Origin of the sequence: Nocardiopsis sp. NPDC057823, assembly GCF_042797335.1 — a bacterium.
GTDB lineage: Bacteria > Actinomycetota > Actinomycetes > Streptosporangiales > Streptosporangiaceae > Nocardiopsis > Nocardiopsis changdeensis.
On sequence record NZ_JBHVLR010000015.1, the window covers coordinates 74917 to 98423 of the forward strand.

Below are 23507 nucleotides of genomic sequence, written 5' to 3' on the forward strand. Positions count from 1 at the left end.
GGGGCGGCGGCCCGGGGCCGGACGTGGAGGAGACCCCGCCGTACGGCCGCTCCGCGCGACGGGGTCCCCCGGTCAGGGGGCTCTCAGGGGAGGGGGCGGCGCGGGGAGGGTACCGCCGGGCGCCGGGCGGGACCCGGCCCCGGGAGGGCCGGGCGCGTTTCGGAGGGCTCCCACAGGACCCCGGCGAAGAACACCGGCAGCCAGGTCCACAGCACCAGTGCCGCGAGCCAGGCCGCGGCGGTGGCGGCCGCGGGCGCGGAGACCGCGACGACCCCGCAGACCACCGAGACCAGGGCGCACGACCACGAGTACAGGACGGCACCGCCCCGGCCGGTGGACCGCAGCCACCCCGAGCCGCCCAGCACCGCGCGGGTCAGGGCGATCGGAGCCGCCCACCCCAGGGCGACGCGCGCCAGCGCCTTCAGCGCCGGGGCCGCCGCCTCGGTGGCCCCCGGCGACGGCGCCGCCATCGGGTCCACCGTCCACACCCCGCTCAGCAGCACGCAGGCCCCGTACACCGCGACCGAGACCGAGGTGGAGCGCTGCGACGCCCGGCCGCGCAGCGCCCGGGCCAGCCCCACCGCGCCGCCGACGGCCAGGGCACCGCACACCAGCACGGCCAGTGCCTGCGTCCAGCCCCCGCCCGAGGCGACGAACGGGTTCGCGGGCGGGGCCGCGGTGCCCGGGCCGCCCCAGGACACCTGGGCCAGCGAGAAGAGCAGCTGCGCGGGCCCCGCGGCCATACCGCAGAGCAGCAGTGAACGGGTGGTGTCCGGCCCCGGCCGGTCGTCGGCGCGCTCCGGCCGGACCGGGGTCCGTTGCGGATTCCGCGTGTTCGCGCCCATGACGGTGTCGCCCCCATCGGGAGAACGGTGTGGGAGTCGCCGGGGAGAGCCCCCGGCCTCGTCGACTGTGATCCCAGTCTCACACCCGCCACCGACAATCCGGGGACCGTCCACCGGGGATCCGGGCGGCGGAACACAGAAAATCCGGTGTACGGGGGCGCTAATGTCCCAGAAGGACACGCGTCCTCGCCGACCACACCCCTGCACACCCCCGGAGCGTCGATGACCACGCCCTCCACCGGCTTCCTCCCCCTCCTGGACGGAGACCCCGACCGCCTGGGCCCCTACCGCCTGGTGGGACGGCTCGGAGCGGGCGGCATGGGCACCGTCTACGCGGCCCTGACCCCCGACGGCACGCGGATCGCGGTCAAGACACTGCACCGCCACTACACCGCCGACCCCGAGTTCCGCGACCGGTTCGCCCGGGAGGTGGACCTGCTCACCCGGGTCCGCTCCGCCTGCGCCGTCCGCGTCCTGGCCGCCGACACCACCGGGGCCCGGCCCTGGCTGGCCACCGAGTACGCGCCCGGACCCACGCTGCGCGCGCACGTGGCCGCCCGCGGGCCGCTCGGCGGCGACACCCTGCTGGCGCTGGCCGCCGGGACCGCCGAGGCGCTGCACTCCATCCACTCCGCCGGGATCGTGCACCGCGACCTCAAGCCCGACAACGTGGTGCTGTCCCCCGAGGGGCCGCGCGTGCTGGACTTCGGCATCGCCCGCGCCCTGGACGAGACGGCGCTCACCCGCACCGGCGGCGTGGTGGGCACCCCCGGCTGGCTGGCCCCCGAGCAGTACGACGGGGCGGTGCCCGCGCCCGCCGCCGACATGTTCTCCTGGGGCGCGCTGATCGCCTACGCCGCCACCGGCCGCGAGCCCTTCGGCACCGGGCCCCTCGACACCCTGGTGCACCGCACCCGGCAGGAGGAGCCCGACCTGGCGGGGGTGCCGCCGCAGCTGCTGCCGCTGGTCCGCGGCGCCCTCGACCGCAGCCCGGGGGCCCGCCCCACCGCGGCCCAGGTGATGACCGCCCTGTTGCGCGGTCCGGGAGCGGGCGGCGCGGGCGGACCCGGTCCGGCCGGCCCCGGGCACGAGCAGGAGACCCTGGCGCGGCTGCTGGCCACCGGCTGGCGGATCGACACGCCCGTCGACCACACCCCGTGGGTCCCGCCCCGGCGCGGACGGCGCGTCTGGCCGCTGGCGGCCGCGGCCGCCGCGGTGCTGGTGCTCGTCGCCGGACTGCTCACCGCGATCGTCCCCCCGCTGCGCCAGGCCACCTGGGGCGCCCTGGCCGCCGCGACCCCGCCGCGGACCGGGACGGGGGAGGAGACCGGGGAGGGGGCCGCCGCGGAACCGGTCCCGTGCGAGCCGGACGGAGAACGGCTGGCGGCCCAGGAGGCCGTGGCCACCTGGCGGCCGTTCTCACCCGACACCATCACGGACGAGGAGTACGAGATGATGCTGGAGGCGGCCGACTCCCCGGACTCCCTCACCGTCACCGACTCCTCCGTCGAGGTGTGGCCGTTCGTCGCGCCCCTGGACCACGACACCGCCGACTTCGGCCTGGGCAACGGCGCCATCGACGGGTTCCCGGTGGCCACCGTGTGCTGGGTGTCGGCCGAGGCCGCCGCCGACGGGGTCGAGATCACCGCGAGGTTCACCTACCACCCGCACGTGGGCTCCTACACCGTCCACGCGGAGGACTTCATGGCCGTGGCGTCGCTGGACCCGGCCACCGACCCCGAGGGCCGCGACAAGGTCATCGTGCACGGCGGGGTCAACGAGGACTGGAGCGGTCCGGTCACCCCGGTCGCCACCCTGAGCCCCGACGAGCCCGTCCAGGAGGCCACCGTGCTCCTGCCCGGCGCCCCCGAGCGGGGCGGCATCGCCTACCGGCCCTCGGCGCTGTTCGGGGCGATGGTGCACGACATCAGCGGCCACTGCTACGACGTCGAGGGCACCACCGGCTGGCGCGACGACGTCCACCAGGGCAACGAGGGCTTCGCGCTGTCCGACTACCGGCCCGAGCAGAGCATGCTCACCGACTGCCCCACCTGATCCGGTCCCCGCGCCGCGGCGCCCCGCCGTCCGGACGCCCCGGTGCTTCACCGGCCCGGGCGTCCGGACGCGCCCGGCACCCGGATACCTTCGTCGTCCATAGCCGTCCCCCGAGACCCCCGAGAATCCATGACACGACTCTTCACCCACGGGCCGGTCCCGCCGGACCTGGGCCCGCTCACCCCCGAGGACCCGCGGCGGCTCGGCCCCTACCGGGTCGCGGGCCTGCTGGGCGCGGGCGGCATGGGAGCCGTCTACGCCGCCGCCGACGAGGTCGGCCGCTGCGTGGCGGTCAAGGTGATCCACGCCCACTTCGCCACCGACCCCGTCTTCCGGGCCCGGTTCGCCCGCGAGGCCGACCTGATGCGCCGGGTCGGCGGGCTGTGCACGGTGGCGGTGCGCGACGCCGACACCGGCGCCGAGAGCCCGTGGATCGCCACCGACTACGTGCCCGGGCCCACGCTGGCCGCCCGGATCCGCGACCGCGGCCCCCTGGACGAGGGCGATCTGGCCGCCTTCGCCGCGGGGACGGCGGAGGCGCTGCACGCGATCCACGGGGCCCGGGTCGTGCACCGCGACCTCAAACCCGGCAACGTGGTGCTGTCCCCCGACGGGCCGAGGGTGCTGGACTTCGGGATCGCCCGGGCGGTGGACGGCACCGCGGTCACCCGGACCGGGATGCTCATGGGCACCCCCGGGTGGACGGCGCCGGAGCTGCTGGAGGGGGCCGACCCCAGCCCCGCCTCGGACGTGTTCGCCTGGGGCGGCATGGTCGCCTACGCGGCCACCGGCCGCCCGCCGTTCGGCCGCGGCGACACCGCGGCCGTGCTGGAGCGCACCCGGAAGGAGCCGCCCGACCTGGCCGGGTTGCCCGGCTGGCTGCACGGCGTGGTGTCGGCCGCCCTGGCCAAGGACCCCGCCGCCCGGCCGAGCGCGCTGGCGGCGCTGCACGCGGTGGGCCGGGGCCGGTACGGGACCGACCCGACCCTGGTGGCGGCCGAGCCCACCGCCCTGGTCACCCGGCTGGTCGAGGGGGAGTGGTCGCCCGGGCGCGAACGGGCACCCGGGCCCGGACGCGGGCGCACCGGCCGCCGTTCGTGGTCGCCCTGGCCCACGCTCGCGGTCGCGGCCGCGGTGCTGCTGGCGGTCCCCGCGGCGGGAACGGCGGGGTACCGGCTGGGCGGCGCGCCCCCGGCGGCGGACGCCGCGCAGGCCGACCCGTCCGCAGCGGGCACCGGGGAGGCGGGAGCCGCCGCCCCGGACCCCTCCGGTGCCGCGGGCGGACAGGATCCCGACGCGGCCACCGCGCCGGTGCCCGACCCCGAGCCGTTCACCCAGGTCACCGCCGAGGACACGGCGGGGCTGGCGGCGGCGGTCGTCGGCGACTCCGCGTTCGTCTCCGAAGCCCTGGTGGTGACCCTGCGGGAGGCCGTCGCCGAGGACGGCGGGGTCCGCATCACGGGCCTGCGCACCCCCCGTTTCGCGGAGGGGCCGGTGGGGCCGATGAGCTCCACCCAGGTGGATCTGACCGCAGGGGCCCGGGGGAGCGAGATCGAGGGCGCCCTCTCCGGCCCGGGGGCCGACGACCTGGCCCCGGCCTCCGTCCCGGCCGTCTTCACCGCGTCGTTCCCCGGGGCCCCGGCGCGCGGCACGGTGGTCTTCCACCAGCGCTACACGTTCGCGCCGGGGGACTCCTACGCCGACCTGCGCCTGTGCTACGACACCGGGGCCGCGGACGGGACCGCGTTCACCGCCCCGGCCGAGGGAGAGGAGTGCCCCGCATGAGCCGAGCCCTGACCAGGTTCGCGTACCGGCTGTGGGCCCGTTCCACGGTCCTGCTGGTCGCCTCCGCGCTCGTCCTGGTGCTGGCCGCGGCGGGCGGCTACGCGGTGGCGGCGGTCGGCGCGGTGTTCACCGACCCGTCCGGCCCGCCGGACGCCGCGCCCTCCGGGGAGCCGGAGGAGGCGGTGCCGCCGAGGGTGGAGCCGGCCGACCCGGCCCTGGAGGGATTGAACGCGCTGGTGGTGCACGGAGACGACCGGATCGTCCTGCACGTCGGCGGCACGGGGGTGTTCGGGCTGGTCGTCACCGGCGCGGAGGCGGACGCCGACGGGGTCCGGGTCACCGGCACCGCCCGCTACCACCTCGGCGAGGGCGGCTACGGGCTGCGCCCGCACCAGTTCACCCTGGGCGGGACGGCGGCCGACGGGGAGGCCTCGGAACTGCCCGCGCTCACCGCGGACGCGCCCGCGGCGCCGTTCTCCCTGGTCTTCCCGGGAGCCGGACTGCCCGAGGTGCTGGCGGTGTCGGCCCCCGAGGTCGCCACCGGCGGGATCGACGAGGCCATGCTCTGCCTGGCCGCCGACGGCGCCCCCCGGGCCGACGTGTTCGACTGCTGACCCTCACCCCGCCGACGGGGCGGCGGGCGGGGCCGGGAGCGGCGTCCCGGAGCGGTAGCGGCCCGGGGACAGGCCGAACTCGCGCTTGAAGGCGTTGGCGAACGCGAACTGCGAGGAGTAGCCGACCCGCGCGGCGATGGCGGAGATCGGATCGTCGTTCTCCTGGAGCATCCTCCCCGCCGTGGTCAGCCGCCACCAGGTCACGTACGCCAGCGGGGACAGGCCCGCCAGCGCGGTGAACCGCTTGGCGAACGCCGCCCGCGACAGGCCCGCCCGCTCGCCCAGCTCGGCCACCGTCCACGGGTGGGCCGGGTCGCTGTGCACGGCCTGCACCGCCGCGTACACGGCGGGGTCGCGCATCACCCCCAGCCAGCCCCGGGCGGCCGCGCTCCGGTTCTCCTCGATGTAGGTGCGCAGGATGTACACCAGCAGCATCTCCAGCAGGGAGGGCACGATCGCGTCCCCGCCGGGTCGGGGGCGGCCCAGCTCCGCGCCCAGCAGCTCCACCGCCGCGCCCAGCTCCGTACGGGCCCCCACCCGCGCGGGCAGGTGGACCAGCCGGGGCAGTTCCGACAGCATCGGATGCGGCCGCGCCCCGCAGGTGTGGTACGAACCGCCCAGGGTGACGCACGAGGGCCTCCCGCGCCCGTCCTCCCCGACCGCGGCCGACCCGAACCGCGGCCCGGCCCCCTGCGGCCCGCACACCAGCTCGGTCACGGGGGCGCCCCGGTCCGCGCCCCGGCCGTGGGGGAGGAGGTCGCACAGGTCCCGCACGGGCGAGGCGGACTCCTCCGCCAGCACGTGCCCCTGGCCGTTGGGCAGGAACGCGATGTCGCCCACCCCCAGGTGGAGCGGCTCCCCGCCCTCCACGGTCAGCACGCAGGAGCCCTGGAGGACCACCTGGAAGCCGACGCCGGAGACCTCCGGGAAGCGCATGCCCCAGGGCGAGTGCCATTCGACGCGGGCCGCGTTGGGGCGCCCGGTCCGTACGGTGCCGATCACGTCGCTGAGCACGTCCATGCCGCCATCGTATCCCCGGAGGGTCCGGCTGTGGACGATGGAGTATAGGAACAAGCTTTTCAGGCATGGGAAGTCTCGCCCGTGCTTCTTAGTGTTGGGTCCGAACCCGAACACGAAGGAGTCCTGCCATGACCGCCGCACCCGTCGCCGCCCCGACCCGTTCCTCCTGGCCGCCCCGCCTGGCGGCCGTCGCCGCCGTGGCCGTCGCCAACGCCCTGCTGGCCCTGGTCGCGCCCCTGCTGGGCGCGGACCTGGTGGTCGCCCCGCCGGGCCAGGACCCCGCGGCGGTCTCCGCCGGCGCCTTCGCGGTGTTCAGCGCGGGCTTCGGGCTCCTGGGCTGGGGTGTGCTGGCCCTGGGCGAGCGCCTCCTGGGGCGCCGGGGGCTGGTGGTCTGGACGGTGGCGGCGGTCCTGGTCACGCTGCTGATGGTGGTGCCGCCGCTGTCCGCGGGGGGCACGGCCGCCACCACCGTCGTGCTGGAGCTGTCCCACCTGGTGGTCGCGGCCGGGGTGATCCCGGTCTTCTGGAAGTCCTCCCCGACCTCCTGAGCGGCCGTCGGGAGGGCCGGCGCCCCCGGCCGCCGGCCCTCCCGGACGTGCCGCGGCGCGGCACGTCCGGCGGAGCCCCCGCCCCGGCGAGGTGGAGCGGGCGCTGACCCCGCCCGTGCCGCGCTCCGGGCAGCGGTGCAGGACGGCTCCTGGCGCGGGCGCCCGGTGGAGCTTCCGGTTTCCGGCGGGTCGGTGGTCGGCCCCGCTTGTGTCACGCTCCGGGGACGGTGCGGGAAGGCTCCTGGTGCGGGTGCCCAGGGGAGCCCCCGCCCCCGGGGACCGGTGGTCGGCCCCGGCGGGGGCCGGCGGCGGTTCAGTCGGGGTCGGGGGACCCACGGCGGGCCCGGCGCTCGGCCAGGTCGGCGCGGGCGGCCGCCCGGCGCAGGTGGCGGAGCACCGCGAGGGTGCTCAGGGTGAACACCACGGCGCCCAGCAGGAGGGGCAGGCGCAGGTCCAGCCGGGCCAGGAGACCGCCGAGCAGGGCGCCCACGGGCACCATTCCCAGGCCGAGCATGCGGCGCACGCTCATCACCCGCCCCAACAGGCCCGACGGGACGATCTGCTGGACGATCCCGCCGGACAGCACCCCCGCCACGGCGCTCGCCCCGGCGAGCACCGCCCAGGCGGCGGCCCCGATCCACGGCGACCCGGTGGCGGCCGCGACCACCACGGCGCACACCGCCTGGAGCAGGTAGCCGCCCGTGACGGCGGCGAACCGGCCGACGCGGGCGGCGAGCCCGGCGGCCAGCAGGGCCCCGGTCAGCGCCCCCACCGCGCCGACCGCCAGGAACACCCCGAACAGCGGCGCCGGCACCCCGAGGTGGTCGCGGACCACCAGTACGAGCACCGCCGCCTGGGCCCCCGCGGCCAGGTTCACCGCCGTGGAGAACACGACGAGCGCCCGCAGCGCCCGGTCGCCGTACACGAACCGCAGCCCCTCGCCGATGTCGGCGCGCAGCGACCCGCGCCCGGCGGCCTCGCGCGCCTGCGCGGCGGCGGGCCGCCGGGCGGCGGAGGGCAGCCCCATCAGGATCAGCGCTCCGAGCAGGTAGGCGCCGGAGTTCACCGCCAGGGGCAGCGCCGCCGCCACCGCGAACAGGAACCCGGCCAGCGGAGCGCCCACGAAGTCCTGCGCGGTCTCCTGGGAGGCCGTCAGCCTCCCGTTGGCCCGGTCCACCGCCCCCGGCGCCAGGGCCGGGAGCATCGCGCGCCCCGACAGGTCGTAGACGATCTCGCAGCACATCACCGTGAACATCACGGCGTAGAGCCAGCCGACACCGGCCCGGTCCAGGGCGACGAGCGCGGCCAGGGCGGCCACGGCCCCCGCCCGGAGCAGGTTGGCGGCGACCATCGCCCGGCCGCGGTCGACCCGGTCCACCAGGGCGCCGCCCACCAGTCCGAACAGCAGCCAGGGCAGGTACCGGGCCGCCGTCAGCCCCGCCACGGCGAGGGGGTCGTCGGTCAGGGCCACGGCCAGCAGCGGGAGGGCGGTCAGCATGACCCCGTCGGCCAGGTTGCTCGCCAGGGAGCCGGCCCAGAAGCGGTGGAAGGCGGCGCTCAGACGGGGCGGGGCCTGGTCGGCGGGCACGGGGGCTCCTCGTCGGGCGGACCGGTCGGCGGGAGCCGGTGCGGGCGTCGGCCGGGCCCGGCCCCCGGGGGCGTGTGCTCAGCGGAGCATAGCCCGCCGACGGGCCCCGGCGCCCCCCGCGGCCGGTTCCGGACACGGCGGAGGGGGCCGGCCGCGCCGGCCCCCTCCGGGTACCTCCTACAGACGGGCGGCGGCCGCCTCGTCGATCCAGAACACGGTCCTGTCGGTGCCGCGGGCCGCGGCGACCGGCGCCTCGTTCGGGTCGGCGCCGGAGAGGCCCAGGCGCACCGCCTCGGCCTTCGACTCGCCGGAGGCCAGGAGCCAGACCTGCCGCGAGCTGTTGATCGACGGCAGGGTCAGGGTGATCCGGGTCGGCGGCGGCTTGGGCGAGTCGTGCACCGGGGCCGTCGCCGCCTCGTCCTCGCCGATCTGCGGCAGGCCGGGGAACAGCGAGGCGATGTGCGCGTCCGGCCCCACGCCCAGCAGGCACACGTCGAAGGCCGGCACCGGGCCTCGGCCGCGGGCCGCCACCGCCAGCTCCCGGGAGTAGCGGGTCGCCGCGTGCGCCGCGTGGTCGCCGTCCATACCGTCGGCGGCGGGCATCGGGTGGACCTGCGTGGCCGGGATGTCGATCGCGTCGATCAGGGCCGCGCAGGCCTGCGTCTCGTTGCGGTCCGGGTGCCCGGCGGGCAGGAACCGCTCGTCGCCCCACCAGAGGTGCACGTGCGACCAGTCGATGCCGGACTCGGCCGCGTGGTCGCGGACGGCTTCGAGGGCGGCGATGCCGATGCCGCCCCCGGTCAGGACGAGGTGGAACGCACGCCCGTCGGCCTCCGCGCGCACGATCTCGTCGACCAGCCGCAGCGCGACGTCCTCGGCGAGGGCCTTGGCGTCGGCGTGCCGGACGATCTGCGGTGTGCTCATACTGCGCTCCCCGTGGGCAGCGACCCCAGGTGGCGGGCCGCGGCCTCGTAGATCTCGTCGGCGTCCAGGCGGCGCAGCTCCTCGGCCAGGGCCTGGGCCGCGCCGCGCCGGGCCAGAGCCACCGTCTGGTCCGGCTGGCCGAAGCGCGACAGGGTGGCGGTGCGGCCGTCGGCCCGGGAGATCGCGATGTCCCCCTGGTCGGTGATCAACCGCACCTCGGTCAGCCCGGGCCCGTGCGAGGTCTCGCGCTCCACGGGCACCTCCAGCCGCTCCGAGAGCCACGCCGCCAGCAGTTCGGCGCTCGGGTAGTGCGACTCGGCCGTCACCTTGGCCGAGGTGACCCACCCGCACGGCTGGTCCATGGCGCTGGCCAGCAGCGAGCGCCACGGGGTCAGCCGGGTCCAGGTCAGGTCCGTGTCACCCGGACTGTAGTGGGACACCCGCTCCACGAGGTCCCGCAACGGGTCCGGGGCGCGCAAAGCGTCGGTGATCCTTCGTTGGGCCAGGCGGCCGACCGGGTCCTGCGAGGGGTCGGCGGGACCGGCGCCCGGCCACCACACGACCACGGGGGCGTCCGGCACCAGGAGCGGGGTGACCACCGAGTCGGGGTGCTCGCCCAGCGGACCGTAGAGCCGCAGCAGCAGCGCCTCACCGGGCCCGGCGGTGCCCGGGCGGCGGATCTCGGCGTCGATGGCGGGCTCGGCCTCCGGGTCGCGGCGGATCAGCGCGATCACCCGGGAGGGGTGTTCGAGCCCGGCCTCGGTGGCGGCCCGCACCGCGTCGTAGTGGTCGGCCTCGTCGGTGACGATGATCAGGGTGAGCACCATGTTCATCGCGCCGCCGCCGACGCTGAGCCGCTCGGACATGAGCGCCTCGGCGATCTGGGCGGTGGTGGTGCGCGGCAGGTAGAGGGTCATCGGTTCCTCCCGACGTGGTCGTTGCCGGTCACGGACGCCGCCACTGGCGGCCGTCGCGGGCGAGGAGGAGCTCGGCCGACTCCGGGCCCCAGGTGCCCGACCCGTACTGCTCGGGGCGGCCCTCCTTGGCCCAGAACTCCTCGACGGGGTCGAGGATCCGCCAGGACAGCTCCACCTCCTCCTGGCGCGGGAACAGCGGCGGGTCGCCGATGAGCACGTCCAGGATGAGGCGCTCGTACGCCTCCGGGCTGGCCTCGGTGAACGACTGGCCGTACGCGAAGTCCATGCTGACGTCGCGCACCTCCATGCTGGCGCCGGGCACCTTGGACCCGAAGCGCAGCGTCACGCCCTCGTCGGGCTGGATGCGCAGCACCAGGGCGTTCTGCCCCAGCTCGCTGATGTCGCTGCGCGGGAACAGCTGCTGGGGCGCGGCCTGGAACACCAGGGCCACCTCCGTGACCCGTCGCCCGAGCCGCTTGCCGGTGCGCAGGTAGAACGGCACCCCCGCCCAGCGGCGGGTGTTGACGGCCAGCTTCAGCGCCGCGTAGGTCTCGGTGACGGAGTCGGCGGGGATGCCGTCCTCCTCCAGGTAGCCGCGCACCGCCGCGCCGCCCTGCCAGCCGGTCGCGTACTGGCCGCGCGCGGTCCCGGTCTCCAGGTCCTCGGGCAGCGACACCGCCGCCAGCACCTTCTCCTTCTCGTTGCGGATGGCGTCGGCGTCGTAGGAGATGGGCTCCTCCATCGCCACCAGCGCCAGCAGCTGGAGCAGGTGGTTCTGGATGACGTCGCGCGCCGCGCCGATGCCGTCGTAGTAGCCCGCGCGGCCGCCCACGCCGATGTCCTCGGCCATGGTGATCTGCACGTGGTCGACGTACCCGCGGTTCCACAGGGGCTCGAACAGGGTGTTGGCGAACCGCAGCGCCAGGATGTTCTGGACGGTCTCCTTGCCCAGGTAGTGGTCGATGCGGAACACCGACGACGGCGGGAACACGTCGTCCACCACCGCGTTGAGCTCCTGGGCGCTGCGCAGGTCGTGGCCGAACGGCTTCTCGATGACCACCCGGCGCCAGGGGCGCACCCCCTCCGGGCCGGCCTCGGGGGGCTCGGCCAGCCCCGACCGCTTGAGCTGCTTGACCACGGTCGGGAACAGCTTGGGCGGCAGGGACAGGTAGAACGCGTAGTTGCCGCCGGTGCCGCGGGCGGCGTCCAGCTCGCGGACGGTGTCGGCGAGCCGGTCGAAGGCGTCGTCGTCGTCCAGTTCGCCCTGGACGAACCGGACGCCCTCGCTCAGCTGGCGCCACACGTCCTCGCGGAACGGGGTGCGCGCGTGCTCGCGCACCGCCTCGTAGGCCTGCACGGCGAAGTCCTGGTGCTCCCAGTCGCGGCGGGCGAAGCCGACCAGGCCGAAGCCCGGCGGCAGCATCCCGCGGTTGGCGAGGTCGTAGATGGCGGGAAGGAGTTTCTTTCGGGCCAGGTCGCCCGTGACGCCGAACAGCACCAGGACGCTGGGCCCGGCGATGCGCGGCAGTCTTCGGTCGAGGACGCTGCGGAGCGGGTTGGGCACCGCTCCCGGCATCACCGGTTCTTTCACGGTTCTCGCTCTTCCTGTCGAGAGTGGCCGGCGGGTTGTGACGCGTACCGCCCGCGCCCCGGCTCGGGGCGCGGGCGGGATGCCGTGGCCGTACGGGTCAGGCGGCCGACTCCAGCTTGGCGGAGAGCCCCTCCAGAAGGCTCTTCCAGGAGTCGATGAACTTGGTCACGCCCTCCTCCTCCAGGAGGCCGAACACCTCGGTGAGGTTCACACCGGCGTCCTCCAGGGCGGCGAAGTCGGCGCGGGCGCGGTCGTAGGTGCCCAGCACCGTGTTGCCGGTGACGTCGGCGTGGTCGGCGGTCGCGTCCAGGGTCGCCTGCGGCATCGTGTTGACGGTGCCGCGCGCCACCAGCTCGGTGACGTAGGCGGTGTCCGGGTAGGCGGGGTCCTTGACGCCGGTGGACGCCCACAGCGGTCGCTGCGGGGTGGCGCCCAGCGCCTCCAGGGCCTTCCACTCGGCGCTGGAGAAGACCTCCTCGTAGGCCTGGTAGGCCAGCCGGGCGTTGGCGATCGCGGCCCTGCCCAGCAGCGCCTTCGCCTCGTCGGTGCCGATGGCCTTGAGGCGCTTGTCGACCTCGCTGTCCACCCGGCTGACGAAGAAGGAGGCCACCGACTGGATACGGGTCAGGTCGTGGCCGTTGTCCCTGGCCAGCTCCAGGCCCTCCAGGAAGGCGTCCATCACCTGGCGGTAGCGGGCCAGGGAGAAGATCAGCGTGACGTTGACGCTGATGCCCAGCCCCAGCACGCGGGTGATGGCGGGCAGGCCCTCGGCGGTCGCCGGGATCTTGATCATCAGGTTGGGCCGGTCCACCAGCCACCACAGGGCCTTGGCCTCGGCGACCGTGCGCTCGGTGTCGCGGGCCAGGCGCGGGTCGACCTCCAGGGAGACCCGGCCGTCGACGCGGTCGGTGGCGTCGTAGACGGGGCGCAGGGTGTCGGCGGCCCAGCGGATGTCGTAGGCGGTCAGGAGGCGGACGGCCTCGTCCACGGCCACGCCGCGGCGGGCCAGTTCGGCCACCTGCTCGTCGTAGGCGTCGCCCTCGGCGAGGGCCTTGTCGAAGATGGTCGGGTTGGAGGTGACCCCGGTCACGTTGTGCGTGGACATCAGGGAGGCCAGGTTCCCGGTGCGCAGGCGTTCGCGGCTGATGTCGTCCAGCCACACGGAAACGCCCGCGTCGGCCAGGGCCTCAAGCGGCTTGCTCATGGTGTGTGCGCCTTTCCTCTCGCGGGGAGTGCGGGCCCCGCCGGACGGTTCCGGCGGGGCCCGCGACGTCAGCGTCCGGCCTTGGCGGCGCTGGTACGGACAGCGGCGACGACGGCCTCGGCGGTGATGCCGAACTTCTCGTACAGAGTCTGGTAAGGCGCGGAGGCCCCGAAGTGTTCCAGGGACACCGACTCGCCCGCGTCGCCGACGTAGGCGCGCCAGCCCAGGGCGATCCCGGCCTCCACGGACACGCGGGTGCGCACCGAGGACGGCAGGACCTCCTCGCGGTACTCCGGGCTCTGCTCCTCGAACCACTCCACGCACGGCATCGACACCACGCGGGTGGGGGTGCCGTCGGCCTCCAGCTCGGTGCGGGCGGCCAGGGCCAGCTGCACCTCGCTGCCGGTGGCGATGATGATCGCCGCGGGGGTGCCGCCGGTGGCCTCGGCGAGGATGTAGCCGCCCTTGGCGGCGCCCTCGGCCGGGGCGTACTCGGAGCGGTCCACGACCGGCACGTTCTGGCGGGTCAGCGCCAGGGCGGCCGGGCGGTCGGAGGTCTCCAGGACGCGGCGCCAGACCACGGCGGTCTCGTTGGCGTCGCCCGGGCGGACCACGTCCAGGCCCGGGATGGCGCGCAGCGACCACAGGTGCTCGACCGGCTGGTGGGTGGGGCCGTCCTCGCCCAGGCCGATGGAGTCGTGCGTCCACACGTAGGTGACCGGCAGCTTCATGAGCGCGGCCAGGCGCACCGACGGGCGCATGTAGTCGCTGAAGACCAGGAAGGTGCCGCCGTAGGGGCGGGTCGGGCCGTGCAGGGCGATGCCGTTGAGGATCGAGCCCATGCCGTGCTCGCGGACGCCGAAGTGCAGCACCCGGCCGTACGGGTTGCCCGGGAACATGCTGCTGGACCGGTCGAAGGGCAGGAACGAGGGCTCGCCCTTGGGCGTGGTGTTGTTGGACCCGGCCAGGTCGGCGGAGCCGCCCCACAGCTCGGGCAGCACCGGGGCGACCGCGCTCAGGACCGCGCCGCTGGCGCTGCGGGTGGCCACGCCCTTCTCGCTGGGCTCCCAGGTCGGCAGGGACTCCTCCCAGCCCTCCGGCAGCTTGCCGGACTGGAGCCGGTCGAAGAGCTCGCCGCGCTCGCCCGCGCCGCGCCGCCAGGCCTGGAAGTGGCCCTCCCACTCGGTGCGGGCGGTGCGGCCCCGGTCCAGGGCCTTGCGGGTGTGCTCGATGACGGCCTCGTCGACGTGGAACGGCTCGTCGGTCAGGCCGAGGATCTCCTTGGTGGCGCTGATCTCGTCGGGGCCCATGGCCGCGCCGTGGATCGCGCCGGTGTTCTGCTTGTTGGGCGCGGGCCAGCCGATGACGGTCCGCAGGCGGATGAAGGTCGGGCGCTCGGTTTCGGCGTTGCCCCGCCGGATCGCCTCGAACAGGGCCGGCACGTCCTCGACGTACTCCCCGGTGGCGGTCCAGTCGACCTCCTCGACGTGCCAGCCGTAGGCGCGGTAGCGCTCGGCCACGTCCTCGGTGTGGGCGACGCGGGTGTCGTCCTCGATGGAGATCCGGTTGTCGTCCCAGATCAGGGTGAGGTTGCCCAGCTTCTGGGTGCCGGCCAGGGCGCTGGCCTCGTGGCTCACGCCCTCCTGCACGTCGCCGTCGGAGCAGATGGCGTAGACGTGGTGGTCGAAGGGGCTGGTGCCGGGACCGGCCTCGGGGTTGAACAGGCCGCGCTCGCGGCGGGCCGCCATGGCCATGCCGACGGCGTTGCCGACGCCCTGGCCGAGGGGGCCGGTGGTGGTCTCCACGCCGGGGGTGTGGCCGAACTCGGGGTGCCCCGGCGTGAGGCTGTCCCACTGGCGCAGCGACCGGAGGTCGTCCAGGCCCAGGCCGTAGCCGGCCAGGTAGAGCTGGATGTACAGGGTCAGGCTGGAGTGGCCGGCGGAGAGCACGAAGCGGTCGCGGCCCACCCACTCGGGGGCGGCCGGGTCGTGCCGCATGACCTTCTGGAACAGCAGGTAGGCGGCCGGGGCCAGGCTCATCGCGGTGCCGGGGTGTCCGTTACCCGACTTCTCTACGGCGTCCATCGCCAGGGCGCGGACCGTGTCGACGGCGCGGCGGTCGAGGTCCGACCACTCCAGGGCCTGCGGGGTGTGGGCGTTCACGGACTCTCGTTTCTCCTTCTCGGGCACGTCCCTCGGGCGCGGGCGTGCGGTCGGTGTCGCATCGGTCGCCGGCACCGTCGCCGGGCATCCCCGACGGCCCCCGCCGGGGCGGGGCGTCAGGGGGAGCGCGGGGGTGACGTGCGATTGTGCGCGGCCGCCGGCCGGCGGATCCGGGGTCCCGGCGGGATGCGCCGGGGCGTGCGGGGCCGCTGACCGGTTCGGCCGACTTCGAGCCTATCGCCCGTAACCGGGGATGTCGTTGCCCGACACCGCACATCGCGGCCGGTGGGGCGGCGGGGGAGGGGCGCGTGGCGAGTGGCGGGGCGCGGGGGCGTGTGCGACCCTGCTGTCACCCGGCGCCGCCGCGGAGCGCAGTGAGGGGCCGAAGGACCTGGGACTTTCGCATCCGAGGGGGCTGGTCATCGGGCTCTGCGAACAAGTACTACAGTATGTCGTTGACGGGGTTTCCGCCGATCCTGACGCTTTCGTCGGTCCGCCCGACCCCGCGTGGCGAGCAGTGTCGAAGACCCTAAGAGTTGTCGAGGTATCCGCGTGTCTGAAACCGAGCCGGTGCCCCCCGTGGGAACGCGAGCGAGCCGTCCGGCCGTGAGGACGCGGTGACCCATGGCCCTCGCTGACCCCGCGCCCCGCACCACGTCCGACGCCGCACCGGAGGCCCCCCGCAAGGCCTCCTTCGGCGAGTACGTGCGCGCCTACGTGGCGCTCTCCAAACCCCGCGTCATCGAGCTCCTGCTCATCACGACGATCCCGGTGATGTTCGTCGCCGCCGGCGGCGTCCCCCCGCTGTGGACCGCCGTGTACACGCTGCTGTTCGGCACCATGTCGGCGGCCAGCGCCAACGCGATGAACTGCTACATCGACCGCGACATCGACCGTGAGATGCGTCGCACCCGCCAGCGCCCCGGGGCGATGGCCGTGGTGACCCCGCGTGGCGCCCTCGTGTACGGCCTGGTCCTGGCGGTCGGCTCCACCGTGGGCTTCGCCCTGCTGGTGAACCTGCTGTCGGCGGCCCTGTCGGTCTTCGCGATCCTGTTCTACATCTTCGTGTACACCCTGCTGCTCAAGCGCCGCACCGCGCAGAACGTGGTGTGGGGCGGCATCGCCGGGTGCATGCCGGTCCTGATCGGCTGGTCGGCCGTCACCAACAGCCTGGACTGGGCGCCGTTCGTGCTCTTCCTGGTGGTGTTCTTCTGGACGCCGCCGCACACCTGGACGCTGGCCATGCGCTACCGGGAGGACTACGCGCAGGCCAAGGTCCCGATGCTGCCGGTGGTCGCGGGCGACCGCCGGGTGCTGCTGGAGTGCGTCCTGTACAGCTGGGCCACCGTGATCGTTTCGCTGGTCTTCTGGCCGGTGGCCGGGACCACCTGGTTCTACGGGGCCGTGGCGTCCGTGCTCGGCCTGCTGCTGGTCTTCCAGGCCCACCGCCTGCTCCAGCGCTCCCGCGCCGGGGTGAGCGGGGCCAAGCTCAAGACGATGGGCTTCTTCCACCTCTCCAACGCCTACCTGGCGCTGCTGTTCGCGGCCGTGACGGTGGATCCGCTGATCGCCGGGCTGCTGGCCTGACCGGCCGGTGAGCACCTCCGCGGCGGCCTCCGGGGCTCCCCGGGCGGCGGGGGCCTCAGCGGAGCGGGCGCGCCTCGGCGAGGAAGCAGCCGAACACCACCGCGCGCACGTGGACCAGGGCCACCCCGGGGTCGGCGAACACCTCCGCCAGCAGCCCGTCGACCTCCCCGGCCCGCTCGACGGGCAGTTCCACCGTGACGCCCCCGCGGATGCGCCCACGGGCGTCGTAGGCGCGCAGCACCCGGAGGGACCCGTGCAGGCCCACCGGGTAGCCGCCGCCCTCCGGCCCGCCGCACGGGTCCCCGTGGACGAAGACCGGCCCGACCTCGTCGTAGGCGCCCGGGTCCACGCCCCGCTCCAGGGCCCAGGCCCGCAGCGGCGCGTAGGAGACGAGCATGATGCGCTCCCCGGCCCGGCTGCGGCGCAGGCAGCAGCGCAACGGGGCGCCGCCCTCGGGGTCGGCGAAGATCTCCCGGACGCGGCCGGCGTCGTCGCCGACGCGCAGCCGCTCCAGGACGTCGGGCGCGATCGCCCGGATCTCGAACGACGGGGCCGTCCGGGTGGTCCGGGCCTTCGGCGGCGCGGCCACCGGGATGGTCGGGACATTCGCGTTCATCGTGGTCATGGGTGGAGCATCCCCCGTCCGCGGCCGGGGCACCGGCGGTCATCGGACATCTCATTCGGGCGAACCGCCGTCCGCGCGGGTCCCCCTGACGGCCGGACTCCTGTCACAGGAGCCCGCTATAACCTCAGGCATGTCCACGACTTCCCCACACGTCACGGAGCCGATCTGGACCGAGGGTCCCGACGGTTACTCCCTGGCCATCGAGGGCACGGCCCTCGCCTGCCGCAACGCCAAGGGCAAACGGCTCAAGACGGTCCCCAAGAAGGTGCGCGAGTCCGAGCAGGCCCAGCGCCTGTCCGACGTGCTGCTGTGGCTGGAGCGCCACGAGCGCGACTGCGCGGCCCGCGTCGAGTCCTGGCTGCTGGGCTCCCTCCCCGTCCCGTCCGCCGTGCTGTCGCGGGTATGGGCCGACCCCTCCTGGCAGGGCCTGCTCTCCGACCTGTTCGTCGCCCCCGAGGGCGGCGGCGAGGGCGGGTTCCTGCGCGGCGTCGACGACCGGGGGCGCATCGGCGTGCTCGACCTGGACGCCGAGAGCACCTGGCTGGACGCCGACCGGGTCGTCCCGCTGCACCCCGTCCTCATCGAGGACCTGGACGACGTGCGCGAGTTCGCCCTGGAACTGGGCATCACCCAGCGGCTGCCCCAGCTCACCCGCCAGATCCACCGCCTCCCCGGCACCCTCGACGCCGACGCGACCCGGGTGGACGACTACGCGGGCGGGCGGTTCGAGCAGCTCCGCCACGCCGCCGGGCTGGCCCAGCGCCACGGCTTCCCCGTCCGCGGCGGCTACGCCACCTGCCGCGTCGTCGAGGGCGGGCGGCCGGTGCAGGCCCGGTACTGGATCGGCTCCGACGCCCCCGACTGGGAGACCGAGACCGGCCCCCTGGTGTGGGTGGACGACGACGAGCGCGTCCTGAAGCTCACCGAGATCGGCCCCGTCGCCTGGTCCGAGGGCGTGCGGATGGCCGAACTCGTCCACGCCGGCCGCAAGAACACCGAGGAGGAGAAGAAGTGACCGCCCCCAGTGAAGCCCTCCTCGACGCCGCCCTGGCCCCCCTGGACGCCGCCGTCGACGGACACACCGACACCGTCTCCGCCCGGGTGTACACCCACACCGCCCTGGGCGACCGCGCGGTCGTGCGCCTGGTGCCCGACGCCCTGGCCCCCGCAGAGGACTCCGCCATGGACTTCCTCGGGTTCGCCGGCGGCGGGCACTCCGAGCCCCTGGCCCTGACCCGCCCGCGCGGCCTGGGCTACCCCGAGTGGGCGCTCATCCACGACCCCGACCGGCGGGCGCGGGCGCTGGCCCTGGTCCGCCCGATGGAGAAGGCCGCCCGGCTGGCCGGGACCCGGCCCGGGCCCGCCTCCGACGAGTTCGCGCGCATCGCCGCCGAGGTGCCCATCCCGCACCTGCCCGCCTACTGGGAGCAGGCCGGGAGGGCCTTCCTGGCCGCGGGGAACGCCCGCACCGCCGCCGTCATGTTCGGCCGGGCCCGTGAGGCCGAGCAGGTGTACAGCCTGCCCGTGGACGAGGCCACCCGGCGCGAGTCGTTCCTGGAGTTCGCGTTCGCCGGGGCCCTCACCGTCAAGGCCCTGACCGCCCACGCCGCCGAGCTGTCCGGCCGGTACACCGCCGACCGCGCCTACACCGAGTTCCGCGAGCTGGCCGTGCGCCGCACCCTGGGCGGGCTGCCGCCGTGGACCGGCCTGCTCAAGCAGATGCGCTCCCTGGCCAAGGCCGCCGGGATCGACCAGGTGGAGCAGGAGCGGGAGCTGCTGCGGGAGCTGCTGGCCGTGCCCGCCACCTCCTCCGCCCCGGAGGGGTTCTGGAAGTCCGCCCGCGCCACCCTGGCGGCCCTGGGCCGGGATGACGCCGAGGTGGCCCGCGCCCTGCTGGGCATGTTCGTCGACTCCAGCGGCTACGAGGACACCGGCTTCCACGCCTGGTGGCTGGAGCTGCTGTCCGACGCCGGCTCCGTGGACCTGCTCGCCGACCCGGCCCAGGCCGTGCCCGGCGGTGCCGCCGGATGGCTGAGCCGCATGATCTCCCACACCCGCGGCTGGCGCCGGTCGCTGCCCGCCGGGTTCCTGGACCTGACCGCGCGCATCGCCGACCGGCTGCGCGCCGACGGGGTCCCCGTCGACCTCACCCGCACCGTCGGGTACTACACGGGGAACATCCCCGCCGACCTGCTCGACCTGTGCCTGGAACTGGGCGTCCCGGTCACCGCGGACACCGACCAGCGCGGCCTGGACCTGGAGACCTGGGTCGACCACCCGCGCGGCGGCCCCCGCCGCGACCTGCGCTTCCTGCGGGCGGACCCCGCCTGGGAGCCGCTGGTGGGCCGGGCCGTCGCCGCCTACAGCGGCGGGTACGCCCGGGGGCACGGCGGCCGCCGGGTGCTGGAGGACCTCCTGCCCTACGAGTACCTGCACCCCTACATCGGGAAGCGGCTGGACATCCTCACCGGAGCGCTGGGCGGCGGGCTCCTCCAGGTGAAGGAGGGCCTCCAGAGCCTGCGCAACGAGTGCGGGGGCGGGGTGTTCCGGGCCTTCCCCGAACACCTGGACCGGCTCGCCTCCCTCGACGTCGCCGACCTGCTGGCCGACACCCTCAACGCGGGGATCATCGACGAGTACGCCTGGCCCGCACTGGAGGAGGCCGCCCTCGAACTGGGCGCCCACGCGGGCGGGGGCGCCCGGCTGGCGGGGACCGCCAGCTGGCCGTACTACACGCTCACCTCGCAGGAGCGGACCATCGCGGTGGGACCACAGGGCCGTGTCGCCGAGCACGCCCTGGACCTGCCCAAGGGAGCGCACGAACCCATCGCGTTCTACGTCCAGGACCGGTTCCTGGTCGCGTACTCGCAGAACCACGACCGGTACGGCTACTGGTCCGACGCCCCCGGTGAGCGGCTCTCCTTCGACTACTCGTCGGTGGTCGACAGCCACACCTCGGTGTCCCGCGGCAACGGGTGGCGCTACACCCTGCCCAGCGCCGCCCAGCTGACCGCGGACGGCGCCCGCATGAACGGCGAGCGCGCGCTGCGCGCCGGGGACCCCGACGGCCCCCGGGACCGGCACGTGCTCTCCGACGGCCGGACCTACTGGGCCGAGCGGGATCTCCGGGACGGGCTGGTCGAGGTCGACCCCGCCACCGGGGCCCAGGGGCGCGTCAGCCTGCCGTCCTTCCTGGAGGACCTGCGGCTCGGGGCCGGCGAGTGGCTGCAGACGGGGCTGTCCAGCCTGGCGCCGCTGCCCGGGCCCGTCACCGGCGGGCCGCTGGGAGAGGCCGCGGGAGCGGCCGGGTTCGCGGTGGTGCGGGGCGACGGCTCCTACCGCGTCGTCTCCACCGGCGGCGACGAGCTCACGGTCCGGTTCGCCGGGGAGGCCCGGGGCCGCCCCCCGGCGGCCATCGGCCTGTTCACCGCGCCCGGCGGCGACACCCGCATGCTGGCCTCCGACAACGGCATCGCCCTCCTGGACTCCACGGGCGGCCAGATGTGGAACTGCCACACCGGCGGGGCCTGCGAGTGCACCGCCAAGTGGGGCACGCCGCACCTGCCGCCCCTGCAGTACTGGTACTTCATGGGTCCGCGCGACGCCGGGGCCTCGGCCCGCCTGCGCACCGTGCGCGGCGCCGACCTCAAGGACCTGGTCGCCGCCGCCACCGCCGAGCACGGCGCCGCCGCCGCGGCCCCGGTCCGCAGCCGGCGGGTCGTCGGGGCGAACCCCTCCCCGGCGCCGACGACCGTGTTCACCGTGGAGCAGAAGATGCCCCGCAGCCGGGAGGCGGCCCTGTCCGTCCTCTCCGGCGGCGACCGGAGCCCCGACACGGGCGTGGCCGACGGGGTCGTGGGCCTGACCGTCGCCGCCGTCCAGCTCCGCCGCGACCTGGACGGGTACCTCGAGGCGATCCGGAAGGTCCGGGAGGTCGTCCCCTCCGGTCCCGAGCCCGAAGCGCTCGTCGGCGGGCTCTGCCGGTTCCTGCCGAATCTGCGGCACGTGGGCGGCGACGTGCGCGGCCACATCGAGGCCACCTCCCGCTTCCTGCGGGGGGAGACCGGCCCCGAGGCGCTGGCCGCGCGGCCGCCCGCCGGTATCGACTGGTCCGGGCTGCCCGGGGCGATCGGGCTGCTGGCCTGGTCCGCGGCCTCACCGCTGACCGGTGAGGAGGAGCGCGCCGCCCTGGTGGACTTCCTCGCCCGGTGGGCGGGCACCGTGTTCGCCGACCCCGCCGTCGAACTCGACCTGGGGACCGCGGTCTCCGCGGACGAGCGCGACCCCGTCGCGGTGGGCGCCGACGGCGGCCGCCGGGTCGGCCTCGCCCTGGTCCCCGACCTCTCCGGCCGGCCCCGCGGCATGGAGGAGAAGCACGCCCAGTGGTTCGCCGAGGTCCGGACCGGGGACCCCCTTCCCCTGCCGGAGGGCCTGCGCGAGGTGGACCGCACCCGGACCGCCCCCGGCTGGGGCACCGCCGCGGCGATCACGGCGTTCCTGGCGGCCCTGGCCGAACACGGCCCGCTGACCTGGGACGAGGAGGCGGTCGAGGTGCTGGCCGAGCGCACCGGGCTGCCGCGGGAGGCCGCGACCCTGCTGCTGCACCAGCGCTTCAACGAGCTCGGGCTGCCCGCCGACCAGCGCAAGGCCATGGGGCTGACCGAGGCCCAGGTCTCGATCGGCGCCGAGGAACTCGCGGCGGGCGACGACCGCGACCTGTGGTGCGCGCTCTACCACGAAGCCCTGCCCGCCCCCGAGGAGACCGCCGCCCTGTGGTCCCCGGCGGGGGCGCGCGCCGCCGCCGAGCGGCTCGCGGACGCCTGGAACCGCCTCAGGGGCGCGCGCACGCCCCTGCCGCGGACCGTGCTGGACGCCCTCAACGCCCCCTGGCGCCCCGTCGGCACCACCACGGTGCGACTGCTGGCGGACCCCACCGGGCACCCCGCCCTGACAGAGGACGCGAGCAGCCACCTGGAGGTCGGGGAGAGGTACGGGCGCGTCGACGTCGCGCTCCGCCAGGAGCCCGAGCAGGCGGCGAGGCTGCACGACCTGCTCCGGGAGTTCGCCCTGCTGATCCCCTGGGCGTACGCCGAACTGCCCGCGGGCGACCCCGTCCGGGAGTCCGTCCCCGCCCTGCTCGAGGCGGTGCGCGCCCGCCTGGACGCCCCCGAACTGCTGCTGAGCGCGTTCACCACCTGGGGGGAGGACCACGACGGGCTCCTCGAACGGATCGGCGGCGAGGAGCGCCCGGTGCCCGGCAAGGCCGGGGCCTCGGCTCAGGCCCGCGACAACGGGACCGTGCTCGCCGTCCAGGCGCACTACTCGCTGCACCTGTTCTTCCGCCCGGCCCGGTTCGACGACGGGGTGGACGCCCGCACCCTGCGGGCCCTGATCGACAGCGGCGAGTACACCGTGTACGGCCACAACCAGACCGGGATCGTGGACCTGCTGCGCAGCCCCGGGTACACGGCGATCGCCGAGCGCATCGCCGCCGGCGCCCTGCCCGCGGGCGCACGCGAGTACGACCCGGCGGCCTGTGCGCCGGAGCTGCTGACCGAGGCGGCCGCGACGCTCGGGCTGTCCGACGACGCGGCCCGGCTGTACCTCCAGCTGCTCGCGGTCCTGGAACCCACCGACAAGAAGGTCCGCGCCTGCAACGGGTGGACCCCCGCCCGGCACAAGAAGGCCCAGGCCGAGCTGCTCGAACACGGCCTGGTCATGACCGCCAAGCGCGCCCGCGCCGGCCGCACGGTCTTCCTGCCCGGAGCGTGGACCGACATCAAGTCGGGGGCCGACCTGCCCTTCGAGACCTGGAAGGCGCCGCTGTACGGTCTCACCCGGGGCGAGCACGGTGTGTCGGGGCCGGTCCCCGGCCGCCACCTGCCCCCGCGCCCGGTCCCGGAGATCTTCGCCGAGGCGTGGCGGCGCACCCGTGAGGGCGACGCACCCGCCCTGTGAGCCGCGCCCCGGCCCCGGCGCGACCCGCCCGGGCCGGGGCGCCCTCCGCCCCTCCCCTCCGACCCCCGAACCGCAGACCTTTGA

Annotated in this window: 16 protein-coding genes; 7 read left to right on the plus strand and 9 right to left on the minus strand. The window is 75.5% G+C overall.

Annotation, left to right across the window (positions count from 1 at the left end):
- Nucleotides 1-83 precede the first annotated feature (83 nt).
- Nucleotides 84-845 carry a hypothetical protein gene (locus ACFVNO_RS22495; protein WP_355268660.1) on the minus strand — a complete coding sequence of 254 codons (762 nt, stop codon included), beginning with the start codon at nt 843-845 and terminating at the stop codon, nt 84-86.
- Between the two features lie 222 nt (nt 846-1067).
- Here ACFVNO_RS22495 and ACFVNO_RS22500 point away from each other — a divergent pair, with 222 nt between their 5' ends.
- The 3 genes from ACFVNO_RS22500 to ACFVNO_RS22510 all read left to right on the plus strand — a co-directional run bounded on the left by ACFVNO_RS22500 (nt 1068) and on the right by ACFVNO_RS22510 (nt 5299).
- Complete coding sequence (locus tag ACFVNO_RS22500) at nt 1068-2900, plus strand: serine/threonine-protein kinase (protein WP_378895501.1); 1833 nt, start codon at nt 1068-1070, stop codon at nt 2898-2900.
- Between the two features lie 129 nt (nt 2901-3029).
- Nucleotides 3030-4685, plus strand: a complete 1656-nt coding sequence (locus tag ACFVNO_RS22505) for a serine/threonine-protein kinase (RefSeq protein ID WP_355268656.1) — start codon at nt 3030-3032, stop codon at nt 4683-4685.
- Nucleotides 4682-5299: a hypothetical protein gene (locus ACFVNO_RS22510; RefSeq protein ID WP_355268654.1), complete on the plus strand. Its 618-nt coding sequence runs from the start codon at nt 4682-4684 to the stop codon at nt 5297-5299. Before ACFVNO_RS22505 ends, ACFVNO_RS22510 begins: the two co-directional genes overlap by 4 nt.
- Before the next feature lie 3 nt (nt 5300-5302).
- Here the strand turns inward: ACFVNO_RS22510 and ACFVNO_RS22515 are convergent, their stop codons facing one another.
- Nucleotides 5303-6319 (minus strand): AraC family transcriptional regulator, encoded by a 1017-nt coding sequence (locus ACFVNO_RS22515; protein ID WP_355268652.1) that lies wholly within the window; start codon nt 6317-6319, stop codon nt 5303-5305.
- 128 nt (nt 6320-6447) lie between these two features.
- Between ACFVNO_RS22515 and ACFVNO_RS22520 the strand changes: the two genes are divergently transcribed.
- The gene (locus ACFVNO_RS22520) at nt 6448-6867 is read left to right on the plus strand and encodes a DUF6069 family protein (protein WP_355268650.1); all 420 of its coding nucleotides are present in this window, start codon (nt 6448-6450) and stop codon (nt 6865-6867) included.
- A gap of 313 nt (nt 6868-7180) precedes the next feature.
- On the opposite strand, the gene ACFVNO_RS22525 is transcribed toward ACFVNO_RS22520, so the two are convergent.
- The 6 genes from ACFVNO_RS22525 to tkt form a co-directional block, all read right to left on the minus strand.
- The gene (locus tag ACFVNO_RS22525; protein ID WP_355268648.1) at nt 7181-8455 is read right to left on the minus strand and encodes an MFS transporter; all 1275 of its coding nucleotides are present in this window, start codon (nt 8453-8455) and stop codon (nt 7181-7183) included.
- Nucleotides 8456-8632: 177 nt separating this feature from the next.
- On the minus strand, nt 8633-9379 hold the full coding sequence (gene pgl, locus ACFVNO_RS22530; protein WP_378895505.1) for a 6-phosphogluconolactonase: 747 nt from the start codon (nt 9377-9379) through the stop codon (nt 8633-8635).
- On the minus strand, nt 9376-10296 hold the full coding sequence (locus ACFVNO_RS22535; protein ID WP_220560054.1) for a glucose-6-phosphate dehydrogenase assembly protein OpcA: 921 nt from the start codon (nt 10294-10296) through the stop codon (nt 9376-9378). The genes pgl and ACFVNO_RS22535 overlap by 4 nt, the downstream gene beginning before the upstream one ends.
- A gap of 28 nt (nt 10297-10324) precedes the next feature.
- Complete coding sequence (gene zwf / locus ACFVNO_RS22540; protein ID WP_355268672.1) at nt 10325-11872, minus strand: glucose-6-phosphate dehydrogenase; 1548 nt, start codon at nt 11870-11872, stop codon at nt 10325-10327.
- A gap of 112 nt (nt 11873-11984) precedes the next feature.
- Nucleotides 11985-13091 carry a transaldolase gene (gene tal / locus ACFVNO_RS22545; protein WP_355268644.1) on the minus strand — a complete coding sequence of 369 codons (1107 nt, stop codon included), beginning with the start codon at nt 13089-13091 and terminating at the stop codon, nt 11985-11987.
- Nucleotides 13092-13159: 68 nt separating this feature from the next.
- Nucleotides 13160-15253 carry a transketolase gene (gene tkt, locus ACFVNO_RS22550; RefSeq protein ID WP_355268642.1) on the minus strand — a complete coding sequence of 698 codons (2094 nt, stop codon included), beginning with the start codon at nt 15251-15253 and terminating at the stop codon, nt 13160-13162.
- A gap of 624 nt (nt 15254-15877) precedes the next feature.
- On the opposite strand from tkt, the gene ACFVNO_RS22555 reads away from it, so the two are divergent.
- The gene (locus tag ACFVNO_RS22555) at nt 15878-16840 is read left to right on the plus strand and encodes a heme o synthase (protein ID WP_355268640.1); all 963 of its coding nucleotides are present in this window, start codon (nt 15878-15880) and stop codon (nt 16838-16840) included.
- Between the two features lie 55 nt (nt 16841-16895).
- Here ACFVNO_RS22555 and ACFVNO_RS22560 read toward each other — a convergent pair whose 3' ends face one another.
- Nucleotides 16896-17465: a DUF1203 domain-containing protein gene (locus tag ACFVNO_RS22560; RefSeq protein WP_378895508.1), complete on the minus strand. Its 570-nt coding sequence runs from the start codon at nt 17463-17465 to the stop codon at nt 16896-16898.
- Between the two features lie 130 nt (nt 17466-17595).
- On the opposite strand from ACFVNO_RS22560, the gene ACFVNO_RS22565 reads away from it, so the two are divergent.
- Nucleotides 17596-18480: a DUF4132 domain-containing protein gene (locus ACFVNO_RS22565; protein WP_355268636.1), complete on the plus strand. Its 885-nt coding sequence runs from the start codon at nt 17596-17598 to the stop codon at nt 18478-18480.
- Nucleotides 18477-23423 (plus strand): hypothetical protein, encoded by a 4947-nt coding sequence (locus tag ACFVNO_RS22570; protein WP_378895510.1) that lies wholly within the window; start codon nt 18477-18479, stop codon nt 23421-23423. The genes ACFVNO_RS22565 and ACFVNO_RS22570 overlap by 4 nt, the downstream gene beginning before the upstream one ends.
- Nucleotides 23424-23507 lie beyond the last annotated feature (84 nt).